Source organism: Enterobacter sp. CP102 (genome assembly GCF_025152625.1).
GTDB lineage: Bacteria > Pseudomonadota > Gammaproteobacteria > Enterobacterales > Enterobacteriaceae > Enterobacter > Enterobacter soli.
Map to the genome: position 1 here is coordinate 26958 of NZ_CP104014.1, position 11640 is coordinate 38597.

Here is an 11640-nt window from a genome sequence, read left to right on the forward strand (position 1 = left end):
GTGTTTAAGCCTCTCATTGCCACTGCGTTATTGCTAACTTCCGGCTGGGCCATCGCCGCTGAGCCGCCCCTGACGGCTGCACTTTACGCGCAGCAACTTGGCGTGGGTATTGATGTCGACTGGGCGCGCACCGAGCGTGGCATCCGGGAATTCGATCCGCTGGTAGTGCGTGATTTTCGTGCCAAAGGGTTAACGCATGTGCGTATTCGCGTGGCGGATGAGCCCACCGAAGCGCGGCTCATTCATCTGCGTAAACTGGTCGAGGCCTGCGAGCAATACGGGGTGATCCCCATCATCTCTTATCAGGCTGACGAATATAAGAACGACCCGAAAGCGGACAATGAAAAAGAGGTGATCAACTGGTGGATTGCGGTGGCGCACTATTTTGGCCAAAGCTCGCCGCTGCTCGGGTTTGATCTGATCTATGAGCCTGCGGATAAGCTTAACCACAACCAGGCTTCGCTGAACCGGGTGTACGAGAAAACGATAAAAGTCATTCACAGCATTGATGCGAATCGCATGATTTTTATCGCGCCCCGTCTGCGCGCTGCGCCGGAAGATTTATCCAGTTTGAAGTTGCCTGCGCACAGCCAAAACTACCTGCTGGCCGAGTGGCATATCTTCCCGTGGGGGCCGCTGAAAAATAATGGCAAGTACCCGTGGACGTCCGGTACGGCGGCCGAAAAATCCGCCATTCACAACCGGATTAACACCGCGCTGCACTGGCAGCAAAAAACCGGACATGTCAGCTGGGTGGGCGGCTGGGGAGTGGGTGAATCAAGCAGATTTACGCCAACTGCGTCGCAGCTGGCGTTTGCCACGTTTATGGCCTGTGAACTGCAAAAGGCGAAAATCCCGTATGCCATTAACGCCGATTTCCAGTTTTATGACGGGGAAGAAGGGGCCTGGCGGCCTGCGCCAGAGCCTTTATTGCAGACCATGATTACACCTGAGTGCGAAAAGCCCGCCGAGAAGCCGGGCCATCATGCGGTTAAACCGGCTGCTCATGATGCGGGACACGGGACGCCAGCGGCAGCCAGCACAGTAAAATCAGCAGCCCCATCAGCGTCATCAGCAAACCCAGACTAGCCTGACCGGTTTGCGGCAACAGAGCAGAAAGCCAGGCCAGCGCGCCGGAACCGATATTCTGCAAACCGCCCACCAGCGCACCAGCCGTACCTGCGAGGAACGGGAATGGCTCCATTGCGCCACTGGTGGCGAGCGGGAACAGCATCCCCGCACCGAAGAAGAACAGCGCCGCCGGGATAAGCAGCGTCCAGACGGTCATCACGCCGAACAACCCCGGGATCCACATCATCACGCCTGCCAGCAGGCAGCTAATCACTGACTGCCACATCAGCGTGGAGAAACGTTTGTTCGGGCGTCCGGCAAACCATGCGCCGAAAAACGCCGCCGGGATCGGCAGGATAAACAGGATACTGACCACCATACTACTGAGGCCAAGTCCTGCGCCTAACAGCACGCCGGAGCAGGCTTCAAACACGGCAATCCCCGCCAGGCCGCCGATCAACATCAGCAGGTAGCAGGTGAACGCCCCGTTGCTGAACAGCGTTTTATAGCTGGTGATAAGTTTGGTGCGCGGTGCATCGGTAGGGCGTGTTTCCGGCATCCAGCGCGCCATGCTGAAGGTCACAATCACACACAGCACCAGCAGGAAAGCGTAGCAGGCACGCCACGACCACATCGTATCCAGCAGGCCGCCAATCAGCGGGGCCAGCAGCGGGCTCACCAGAATGCCCATATTCAGCAGACTGTTGGCATGGCGAAGCTGGGTGCCCTGGTACAGGTCGCGCGGCAAGGTACGCGCCATCACCCCGCCAACGCCGGTCCCGACGCCTTGCAGAGCGCTGGCGGCAATCAGTACCGTCAGGCTATGGGTGGTAATGGCAATCACGGTTGCCACCATGAAAATACACATCCCCACCAGAATCACCGGGCGACGCCCGACGCGATCGGACAGCGGACCGTAGAACAGCTGAGAGACGCCATAGGTCAGCAGATAAGCGGCCATGACGCTCTGCACTGCGCCCTCGCGGACGTTCAGTTCCTTTGCCATGTCGGCGATCGCCGGAATGTAGATGGTTTGCGCCATCTGACCAACGGCCACCAGTAACACCAGCATCAACAATAAGTTAACGTTCCTTTGTTTTTTCATGTCGCTGAATACTTTTGCCAAAAGAGAGAAATAAAGAATAAGTGACTGCGCATTCCCATAAATGCGCGAGGAATCTACCACAGTGAGATGACAAATTAAGCATTGCTGTGATGAATGGAGGGAGAAACTAAGGCAGGTTTTATAAACAAGATTGGCAACTAATGTTGCCAGCGATTTAGGCAAGGCGAAGCAGGATCGCCCCGCCGGCAATACCCAGCGCCGCGGCAATGCGCAGACCAGCAACGTTTTCTTTTAGAAGGAGAAATGCGATCAGTGCACCAAAGAGGATGGAGGTTTCCCGTAGCGCTGCCACCACGGCCAATGGTGCTTGAGTCATCGCCCATAATGCCAGGCCGTAAGAGCCCATTGTCCCGATGCCACCGAGCAGGCCTTTTTTCCAGTGCAGGCGCAGATAGCTGGACGCTTCGCGACGGCGCGCCACCATTGCCCAGCTCAGTAGGCAAAAACCGTTCATAAAGAACGTCCACAGCGTATAACCCAGTGCCGTTTCCGATAAACGCACCCCGGTGCCGTCCACGAGGGTATACCCCGCGATAAAGCAGGCGTTCAATAGCGCAAACGTGATCCCCTTGCGTGATTGCATCCGCCCGTTCATCGCCATCGCCAGAATCGAAAGGCAGATCACGCCGATGCCGGACCAGGCCATCCAGGAGAGTGTATCCCCCAGAGCCAGAACGCTGACCAGCGCGACCAAAAGCGGTGCTGTGCCGCGCATCAGTGGATACGTTTGGCTCATGTCAGAAATTTGATAGGTTTTTGCCACTAGCACCGTATACACCACCTGTAATGCACAGGAGACAATCAAAAATGGCCAACTGGACGCAGAAGGCTGTGGTGAGAATGGCAGTAAGATCAGCGCAATAAGCGTGGCGGAGCCGCTGACGCTGATCGCAGAATAGAGTTTGTCCGTTCCGGCTTTGACAATGGCATTCCAGCTGGCATGTAGCAGTGCGGCAAACAGCAAAATGCAGAAAACGGTGATGGTCATGGTTTATCGGATGGTGAATTGTCATCCAACTGTAACATTCACCTTTTCATGCTGCCAGCCCGTTACACCGCGCAAAAAAGACGGTGCGTGACCCGCGGCTCGTCGGAAACCCGCGTAAACCCGGCATGATGGTAGAACGCATAGGCCGTTTCCGGTGCATGGGTATTGAGAAAATCAAACCAGATGCTGGCATCCGCCATCACCACGGCCAGCAGCTGTTTGCCGATACCCTGGCCGCGACACTTTTCGCTGATATAAAGATGGCGAATGCGCCCGGCGCGTGGTTGCTGGCTAAACGGATCGCGGTTCAGGCCACATACGCCCACCAGTTTACCGTTCAGAAACGCCCCCAGCAGTTTTTCACCCGGTGCGTTAAAGCGGTTTTCACCGCGCAGCCAGTTCTCTTCCAGCCTGCGCAGCATGTTGAAATTCAACGTGATGCTTTCGGTTTTCAGGGCAATATACCCGGGTTCTTCAGGGGTAATGGGTTCAATTAACAGACGCGACATAGCACTCCCTCGTTATTAAAGAGGGGCGGTTGCCCGCCCCTCTCAGGTGCGACTTGAACCTGAATCACCGCAGGTATTTCAGGACGGCATCAAGCAGTTGCAGTACAGCAACAATGAGTTTGAGGATAAGAACCACCATATCCACTACGCTCATACGCGTCTCCTTTTGGTTAAAAGGAGCACGATGCTGGCGTACCTTTCCGCCGCCTGTTGCCAGCACCTGGATTGACGTAACACAGTGTGCTCACTTCAGGGGTTAAGGCACTGACGGCACCACCCGTTTCAGCCAGGACTTTGTTGCGCCGGTAAAACAGCGGCCCCCTCGCGCACTGCGAACACCCTCAGTATAGATAAATACTGTATGTATGAACAGTATTTTATAGACAAAAATTGTCAGAGGGTACATACTCAGAAACGTCAAAATCCGTGCCTTAAATTGCGCGTTCGTCGCCGATCGCGTATACTTTTTGCGTTGACGTAACACAGTGTGTTCTGCGGTTACCAGCCGCAAACCCTGAAAAAAAACCTCGCTCCGGCGGGGTTTTTTGTTTTCATCACTCAACAAACGAAACGTGATCTTTGACGCATTTTTGTGCGCATGAAAATATTTCCATTGTCACGCCGAAAAACCTGTGTTTGTATAAATTCTATCAATGATTCCAAACACAGGTCCCCAATGACTACATCCATGAACACCGCGACCCTACTAAAAACTGCGCCATCAGCCGCAGTGGTCGTCGTGCGTGTGGTGGTGGTCGTCGGCAATGCGCCGTAGGGACTGGAACAACACACGATTCCAAAACCCCGCCGGCGCAAACCGGGCGGGGTTTTTAGTTTAAACGCCTCCCGGAAAGTCGGCCCAGAAGAAAAGGACTGGAGCATGGCAATTTCGGGCACAACATCCACCAGGACGCGTTTTACTGGCGCGCAGTTAATCGTTCATTTACTGGAACGACAGGGCATCACCACGGTTGCGGGTATCCCTGGCGGGACAGTGCTGCCGCTGTATGATGCGTTAAGCCAAAGCACGCAGATCCGTCACGTACTGGCACGCCACGAGCAGGGCGCAGGCTTTATCGCCCAGGGCATGGCGCGTACGCAGGGTAAACCGGCGGTCTGTATGGCCTGTAGCGGCCCGGGTGCGACCAACCTTGTCACTGCCATTGCTGATGCGCGCCTCGACTCCATTCCGCTGATCTGCATTACCGGCCAGGTGCCATCGTCGATGATTGGTACGGATGCATTCCAGGAAGTGGACACCTACGGCATCTCTATCCCCATCACCAAACATAACTACTTAGTTCGCGATATCGCCGAGCTTCCACAGGTTATCAGCGATGCGTTCCGCATTGCCCAGTCTGGCCGTCCAGGCCCGGTGTGGATAGACATTCCTAAGGATGTGCAAACCGCAGAAATCGACATCGACGTGCTGCCTGAACCGGGCGACCGTGCCCCTGCGCCGGAATTCAGCGCTGATAGCGTGCGTGATGCTGCGGCGATGATTAACGCCGCCAAACGCCCGGTGCTCTACCTGGGCGGCGGGGCGATCAACGCTTCAGAAGAGGTGCGTCAGTTCGCGGAAAAAGCCAACCTGCCAACCACCATGACCCTGATGGCACTCGGCATGTTGCCAAAAGCGCACCCGCTGTCACTGGGGATGCTGGGAATGCACGGTGCGCGCAGCACCAACTACATCCTGCAAGAGTCTGATTTACTGATTGTTCTGGGTGCACGTTTTGATGACCGGGCGATTGGTAAAACCGAGCAGTTCTGCCCGAACGCCAAAATCATCCACGTGGATATCGACCGTGCTGAGCTGGGTAAAATCAAGCAGCCGCACGTCGCGATTCAGGGCGATGTTGCCGAAGTCCTGGCGCAACTGATCCCGCAAACTGACGCGACAGGCCGTGAAGAATGGCGTCAGCTGGTGGCCGACCTGCAAAAAGAGTTCCCGGGCGCCATCCCGACGGAAGGCGACCCGCTCAGCCACTACGGGCTGATTAACGCCGTTGCCGCCTGCGTGGACGACAGCGCCATCATCACCACCGACGTGGGCCAGCATCAGATGTGGACTGCACAGGCGTATCCGCTGAACCGTCCGCGCCAGTGGCTGACCTCCGGCGGCCTGGGCACCATGGGCTTTGGCCTGCCTGCGGCCGTGGGCGCGGCGCTCGCCAATCCGGACCGCAAGGTCATCTGCTTCTCCGGCGACGGCAGCCTGATGATGAACATTCAGGAAATGGCGACCGCGGCCGAAAACCAGTTAGACGTGAAAATCATTCTGATGAACAACGAAGCGCTGGGGCTGGTGCATCAGCAGCAGAGTCTGTTCTACAAGCAGGGCGTGTTTGCTGCGACCTATCCCGGTATGATCAACTTTATGCAGATTGCCGCCGGTTTTGGTCTGCATACCTGCGATCTGAACGCCGAAGAAGACGCGCACGCGGCGTTGCAGGCGGCGATTTCACGCCCGGGCCCGGCGCTGATCCACGTGCGTATCGACCCTGAACAAAAAGTGTATCCGATGGTGCCGCCGGGTGCGGCAAATACTGAGATGGTGGGGGAATAAGCCATGCAGAAACAACATGATAACGTCATTCTGGAACTCACCGTCCGCAACCATCCTGGCGTCATGACCCACGTCTGTGGGCTGTTTGCCCGCCGCGCGTTTAACGTCGAAGGCATTCTCTGTCTGCCGATTCAGGGCAGCGAGCACAGCCGCATCTGGCTACTGGTTAACGACGATCAGCGTCTGGAGCAGATGATGGCGCAGATCGATAAGCTGGAAGATGTCACCAAAGTGGCGCGCAATCAGTCCGATCCCACCATGTTTAACAAAATTGCGGTGTTCTTCGAATAAATCGCTTAAGGTAAGCGCCTTTGCCGGCCTCTGCGTAGGCCGGATAAGCGCAGCGCCATCCGGCGCTTTCAGACCGCAGGAACGCACATGACCACCATCGCCCTTATCGACGACCACCTTATCGTCCGCTCAGGATTTGCTCAGCTTCTGAACCTTGAACCTGATTTTCAGGTGGTAGCCGAGTTTGGTTCTGGCCGCGAGGCGTTGGCTGGTCTGCCCGGGCGCGGGGTGCAGGTCTGTATCTGTGATATCTCAATGCCGGATCTCTCCGGGCTGGAGCTGTTAACCCAGCTACCGAAGGGAATGGCGACTATCATGCTTTCGGTTCACGACAGCCCGGCGCTGGTGGAACAGGCCCTTAACGCGGGCGCGCGCGGATTCCTTTCCAAACGCTGTAGCCCGGATGAACTGATTGCCGCGGTACGCACCGTGTCGACGGGTGGCTGCTACCTGACGCCGGATATCGCCATTAAGCTGGCGGCCGGACGCCAGGATCCACTCACCAGACGCGAGCGCCAGGTGGCGGAAAAACTCGCGCAGGGAATGTCGGTAAAAGAGATTGCCGCTGAGCTGGGTCTGTCGCCGAAAACCGTACACGTCCACCGTGCCAACCTGATGGAAAAACTCAACGTCAGCAACGATGTCGAGCTGGCGCGCCGCATGTTTGATACCTGGCAATGAGCCCCGTCTTTTCGCGGCTGATCGCCGTCGTTGCCAGCTTCTTTATCTTCTCCGCCGCCTGGTTTTGCCTGTGGAGCATCAGCCTGCATCTGGTGGAGCGCCCGGAGCTGGCGGTGCTGCTGTTCCCGTTTGGCCTGCGCCTGGGATTGATGCTGCAATGCCCGCGCGGCTACTGGCCGGTTTTGTTGGGTGCAGAGTGGCTGATGCTGGTGTGGCTGGCGCAGGAAGTGGCGCTGGCGCATTTGCCCTTATTGATGACCGGAAGCGTGCTCACGCTTATCCCGGTAGCCCTTATCTCCCGCTATCGTCACCAGCGCGACTGGCGCACGCTGCTGCGTCAGGGGGCGGCGCTGATTGCCGCCGCGCTGCTCCAGTCCCTGCCGTGGGTGGGAGAAAAAGAGATGCTTAACGCGCTGCTGCTGACGCTCACCGGCGGCCTGACGCTTGCGCCAACCTGCCTGGTTATCTGGCATTACCTCACCAGTACCGTCTGGCAGCCGCTCGGCCCGGGACTGGTGTCTCAGCCGGTCAACTGGCGCGCGCGGCATCTCATCTGGTATCTGCTGTTGTTTGTAGTGAGCCTGTGGTTACAGCTTGGTCTGCCTGCGGAGCTTTCGCGCTTTACCCCGTTTTGCCTGGCGCTGCCGATCATTGCGCTTGCCTGGCATTACGGCTGGCAGGGGGCGCTGATCGCCACGCTGATGAACGCCATCGCGCTGATTGCCAGCCAGACCTGGCACGATCATCCTGTGGATTTACTGCTTTCCCTGCTGGCCCAGAGCCTGACCGGGCTGCTGCTCGGCGCGGGCATTCAGCGCCTGCGCGAGCTGAACCAGTCCCTGCAGACCGAGCTGGCGCGCAACCGTCGTCTGGCGGAGCGCCTGCTGGAGACGGAAGAGTCAGTGCGCCAGGAAGTCGCCCGCGAGCTGCATGACGACATCGGCCAGACCATCACCGCCATCCGCACCCAGGCGGGTATTGTTCAGCGCCTGGCGGCAGAAAACGCAGGCGTGAAGCAGGGCGGGGCGCATATCGAACAGCTTTCGCTCGGTGTGTATGATTCCGTACGCCGCCTGTTGGGGCGGCTGCGTCCACGCCAGCTGGACGACCTTTCCCTTGAGCAGGCGGTGCGTTCCCTGATGCGCGAGATGGAGCTGGAAAGCCGCGGAATTGTCAGCCATCTCGACTGGCGCATTGATGAACCCGGGCTGAGTGAAAGCCAGCGCGTGACGCTGTTCCGCGTCTGTCAGGAAGGGCTGAACAATATCGTTAAGCACGCCAGCGCCAGCGCGGTAACTCTACAGGGATGGCAGCAGGACGAACGCCTGATGCTGGTGATTGAAGACGACGGCTGCGGCTTGCCTCCGGGTTCGGGTCAGCAGGGTTTTGGCCTGGCGGGAATGCGCGAACGCGTAACGGCGCTCGGCGGTACTTTGACCATCTCCTGCACCCACGGCACCCGCGTTAGCGTCAGCCTGCCGCTGCGTTACGCATAAGGACTCACCATGTTTAAAACGCCTGCCAACGCCGCCCCGATAAGCGACAAAGCGGAAATCGACGCCCGCTACCGTTACTGGCGACGCCATATCCTGGCAACCATCTGGCTCGGGTACGCCCTGTTCTACTTCACCCGCAAAAGTTTTAACGCCGCCGCACCCGAAATTCTTGCCAGTGGCGTGATGGTACGCACTGATATTGGCCTGCTGGCGACGCTGTTTTACATCACCTACGGCCTGTCGAAGTTCTTCTCCGGTATCGTCAGCGACCATTCTAACGCCCGCTATTTTATGGGCTTCGGGCTGATTGCCACCGGGGTGGTGAATATTCTGTTTGGTTTTTCCACCTCGCTGTGGGCCTTCGCGCTGCTGTGGGCGCTGAACGCCTTTTTCCAGGGCTGGGGGGCGCCGGTCTGTGCCCGCCTGCTCACCAGCTGGTATTCACGCAACGAACGTGGCGGCTGGTGGGCAATCTGGAATACCGCGCATAATGTTGGCGGCGCGCTGATCCCGATCGTCGTGGGTGCTGCGGCGCTGCACTACGGCTGGCGGGCAGGAATGATGATTGCGGGCAGTCTGGCAATACTTGCAGGGGTGTTCCTGTGCTGGCGCCTGCGCGACAGGCCGCAGACCGTGGGGCTGCCTGCGGTGGGCGACTGGCGGCACGATGAAATGGAAATTGCCCAACAACAGGAAGGTGCGGGGCTGACCCGCAAAGAGATCCTCACCAAATACGTGCTGAAAAACCCGTACATCTGGTTGCTGTCGCTGTGTTACGTGCTGGTCTACGTGGTGCGTGCGGCGATTAACGACTGGGGCAATCTGTACATGTCCGAGACGCTCGGCGTGGATCTGGTGACGGCTAACTCGGCAGTGACCATGTTCGAGCTGGGCGGGTTTATCGGTGCGCTGGTGGCGGGCTGGGGCTCGGATAAGCTGTTTAACGGCAACCGTGGCCCGATGAACCTGATTTTCGCCGCCGGGATTTTGCTCTCGGTGGGTTCGCTGTGGCTGATGCCGTTTGCCAGCTATGTGATGCAGGCGGCGTGCTTCTTCACCACCGGTTTCTTCGTGTTTGGCCCGCAGATGCTGATCGGTATGGCGGCGGCGGAGTGCTCGCACAAAGAGGCGGCAGGCGCGGCAACGGGCTTTGTCGGGTTGTTTGCCTATCTTGGAGCATCACTTTCCGGCTGGCCGCTGGCGCGGGTGATCGACATCTGGCACTGGAGCGGGTTCTTCGCGGCGATCGCCATCGCGGCGGGGATTTCCGCCCTGCTGCTGCTGCCGTTTTTGCACGCCCAATCACCGCGCGAAGCGTGACGCGCCTCACCTTTTCGCCCCGAGTGGCGCAAAACTAAGAAATTTTCCCGGTTTCACCTGGACGCTGTCTCAGGCGTCTCTCCCGGCTGATTTTTACAATGCTGCAAAAATCAGCTCAGGAGTAACTCAGTCATGCTGGCCTTCTTAAACCAGGTACGTAAGCCGACCCTGGATCTGCCGCTCGATGTGCGGCGCAAAATGTGGTTCAAACCCTTCATGCAGTCCTATCTGGTGGTCTTTATTGGCTACCTGACCATGTACCTGATCCGCAAGAACTTTAACATCGCGCAGAACGACATGATCTCGACCTACGGGCTGAGCATGACGCAGCTGGGGATGATTGGCCTGGGCTTCTCCATCACCTACGGCGTGGGTAAAACGCTGGTGTCCTATTACGCCGACGGCAAAAACACCAAGCAGTTCCTGCCGTTTATGCTGATCCTCTCCGCCATCTGTATGCTCGGCTTCAGCGCCAGCATGGGCGCGGGCTCGGTCAGCCTGTTCCTGATGATCGCCTTCTACGCCCTGAGCGGTTTCTTCCAGAGTACCGGCGGGTCGTGCAGCTATTCCACCATCACCAAATGGACGCCGCGCCGTAAGCGTGGGTCATATCTTGGCATGTGGAACATCTCCCACAACCTCGGTGGTGCGGGTGCGGCTGGCGTGGCGCTGTTCGGTGCTAACTATCTGTTCGACGGCCACGTCATCGGCATGTTTATCTTCCCGTCGATTATCGCCCTGATTGTCGGTTTTATCGGTCTGCGCTTTGGTAGCGACTCCCCGGAATCTTACGGCCTGGGTAAAGCTGAAGAGCTGTTTGGTGAGGAGATCAGCGAAGAGGACAAAGAAACCGAAGAAAATGAGATGACCAAATGGCAGATCTTTGTTGAGTACGTGCTGAAAAATAAAGTGATCTGGCTGTTATGTTTCTCGAACATCTTCCTGTACGTGGTGCGTATCGGTATCGACCAGTGGTCTACCGTGTATGCCTTCCAGGAGCTGAAGCTTTCCAAAGAAGTCGCGATCCAGGGCTTTACCCTGTTTGAAGTGGGCGCGCTGGTTGGCACGCTGCTGTGGGGCTGGCTCTCTGACCTTGCCAACGGACGTCGTGCGTTGGTGGCCTGCGTGGCGCTGGCCCTGATCATCGCGACCCTCGGCGTTTATCAACACGCCAGCAACCAGTATGTCTACCTTGCATCACTGTTCGCGCTGGGTTTCCTGGTGTTTGGCCCGCAACTGCTGATCGGCGTAGCCGCCGTCGGCTTCGTACCGAAAAAAGCGATCGGCGCAGCCGATGGGATTAAAGGCACCTTCGCGTACCTGATTGGCGACAGCTTCGCCAAGCTCGGTCTGGGGATGATCGCCGACGGCACGCCGATTTTCGGCCTCACCGGCTGGGCTGGTACCTTCGCCGCGCTGGATGCCGCAGCCATCGGCTGTATCGTCCTGATGGCGATGGTCGCGGTGCTGGAAGAACGCAAAATTCGCCGCGAAAACCGCGCGCAGAAGCAGAAGTTGAAAGCAGCCTGAGTGTGCAGGTAACTTTTTGCCCGGTGTGATGCCGGGCTTTTTTATCATGTAACTTATGA

12 protein-coding genes are annotated in these 11640 nt (G+C 57.8%); 8 read left to right on the forward strand and 4 right to left on the reverse strand.

Annotated features, from left to right (window positions below):
• The gene (locus tag N1249_RS00120; protein ID WP_259833599.1) at positions 1-1089 is read left to right on the forward strand and encodes a glycoside hydrolase family 5 protein; all 1089 of its coding nucleotides are present in this window, start codon (positions 1-3) and stop codon (positions 1087-1089) included.
• Here the strand turns inward: N1249_RS00120 and emrD are convergent.
• From emrD to tisB, 4 genes are all read right to left on the reverse strand, one after another.
• Complete coding sequence (emrD, locus tag N1249_RS00125; protein WP_259833602.1) at positions 992-2176, reverse strand: multidrug efflux MFS transporter EmrD; 1185 nt, start codon at positions 2174-2176, stop codon at positions 992-994. The genes N1249_RS00120 and emrD overlap by 98 nt on opposite strands.
• Positions 2177-2351: 175 nt before the next feature.
• Positions 2352-3185, reverse strand: a complete 834-nt coding sequence (locus N1249_RS00130; protein ID WP_259833603.1) for a DMT family transporter — start codon at positions 3183-3185, stop codon at positions 2352-2354.
• A 62-nt stretch (positions 3186-3247) separates the two neighbouring features.
• On the reverse strand, positions 3248-3694 hold the full coding sequence (locus tag N1249_RS00135; RefSeq protein WP_259833605.1) for a GNAT family N-acetyltransferase: 447 nt from the start codon (positions 3692-3694) through the stop codon (positions 3248-3250).
• Between the two features lie 64 nt (positions 3695-3758).
• Complete coding sequence (tisB, locus tag N1249_RS00140; RefSeq protein ID WP_071599731.1) at positions 3759-3848, reverse strand: type I toxin-antitoxin system toxin TisB; 90 nt, start codon at positions 3846-3848, stop codon at positions 3759-3761.
• Positions 3849-4370: 522 nt separating this feature from the next.
• Here tisB and ivbL point away from each other — a divergent pair.
• The 7 genes from ivbL (at position 4371) to uhpT (ending at position 11581) form a co-directional block, all read left to right on the forward strand.
• Positions 4371-4469, forward strand: coding sequence for an ilvB operon leader peptide IvbL (ivbL, locus tag N1249_RS00145; protein WP_259833607.1), 99 nt, complete (start codon positions 4371-4373; stop codon positions 4467-4469).
• 105 nt (positions 4470-4574) lie between these two features.
• Positions 4575-6263 (forward strand): acetolactate synthase large subunit, encoded by a 1689-nt coding sequence (gene ilvB, locus N1249_RS00150; RefSeq protein ID WP_259833609.1) that lies wholly within the window; start codon positions 4575-4577, stop codon positions 6261-6263.
• 3 nt (positions 6264-6266) lie between these two features.
• Entirely contained in the window at positions 6267-6554 is a 288-nt protein-coding gene (gene ilvN, locus N1249_RS00155) for an acetolactate synthase small subunit (RefSeq protein ID WP_010426528.1), read from the forward strand.
• 87 nt (positions 6555-6641) lie between these two features.
• The gene (gene uhpA, locus N1249_RS00160) at positions 6642-7235 is read left to right on the forward strand and encodes a transcriptional regulator UhpA (protein WP_259833612.1); all 594 of its coding nucleotides are present in this window, start codon (positions 6642-6644) and stop codon (positions 7233-7235) included.
• On the forward strand, positions 7232-8731 hold the full coding sequence (gene uhpB, locus N1249_RS00165; RefSeq protein ID WP_259833615.1) for a signal transduction histidine-protein kinase/phosphatase UhpB: 1500 nt from the start codon (positions 7232-7234) through the stop codon (positions 8729-8731). The genes uhpA and uhpB overlap by 4 nt, the downstream gene beginning before the upstream one ends.
• A gap of 9 nt (positions 8732-8740) precedes the next feature.
• A complete protein-coding gene (locus N1249_RS00170) occupies positions 8741-10051 on the forward strand; it encodes an MFS transporter (RefSeq protein ID WP_259833618.1) in 1311 nt (436 codons plus the stop codon).
• A 132-nt stretch (positions 10052-10183) separates the two neighbouring features.
• Positions 10184-11581, forward strand: coding sequence for a hexose-6-phosphate:phosphate antiporter (uhpT, locus tag N1249_RS00175; RefSeq protein WP_014068281.1), 1398 nt, complete (start codon positions 10184-10186; stop codon positions 11579-11581).
• The last annotated feature ends 59 nt before the right edge of the window (positions 11582-11640 follow it).

What these genes read in the sequence shown, in the direction of transcription:
- tisB (WP_071599731.1), bottom strand. Translation starts at nt 3,848, where the DNA reads ATGAGCGTAGTGGATATGGTGGTTCTTATCCTCAAACTCATTGTTGCT.
- N1249_RS00130 (WP_259833603.1), bottom strand. Translation starts at nt 3,185, where the DNA reads ATGACCATCACCGTTTTCTGCATTTTGCTGTTTGCCGCACTGCTACAT.
- ivbL (WP_259833607.1), top strand. Translation starts at nt 4,371, where the DNA reads ATGACTACATCCATGAACACCGCGACCCTACTAAAAACTGCGCCATCA.
- N1249_RS00170 (WP_259833618.1), top strand. Translation starts at nt 8,741, where the DNA reads ATGTTTAAAACGCCTGCCAACGCCGCCCCGATAAGCGACAAAGCGGAA.
- ilvB (WP_259833609.1), top strand. Translation starts at nt 4,575, where the DNA reads ATGGCAATTTCGGGCACAACATCCACCAGGACGCGTTTTACTGGCGCG.
- emrD (WP_259833602.1), bottom strand. Translation starts at nt 2,176, where the DNA reads ATGAAAAAACAAAGGAACGTTAACTTATTGTTGATGCTGGTGTTACTG.
- N1249_RS00135 (WP_259833605.1), bottom strand. Translation starts at nt 3,694, where the DNA reads ATGTCGCGTCTGTTAATTGAACCCATTACCCCTGAAGAACCCGGGTAT.
- uhpT (WP_014068281.1), top strand. Translation starts at nt 10,184, where the DNA reads ATGCTGGCCTTCTTAAACCAGGTACGTAAGCCGACCCTGGATCTGCCG.
- ilvN (WP_010426528.1), top strand. Translation starts at nt 6,267, where the DNA reads ATGCAGAAACAACATGATAACGTCATTCTGGAACTCACCGTCCGCAAC.
- uhpB (WP_259833615.1), top strand. Translation starts at nt 7,232, where the DNA reads ATGAGCCCCGTCTTTTCGCGGCTGATCGCCGTCGTTGCCAGCTTCTTT.
- uhpA (WP_259833612.1), top strand. Translation starts at nt 6,642, where the DNA reads ATGACCACCATCGCCCTTATCGACGACCACCTTATCGTCCGCTCAGGA.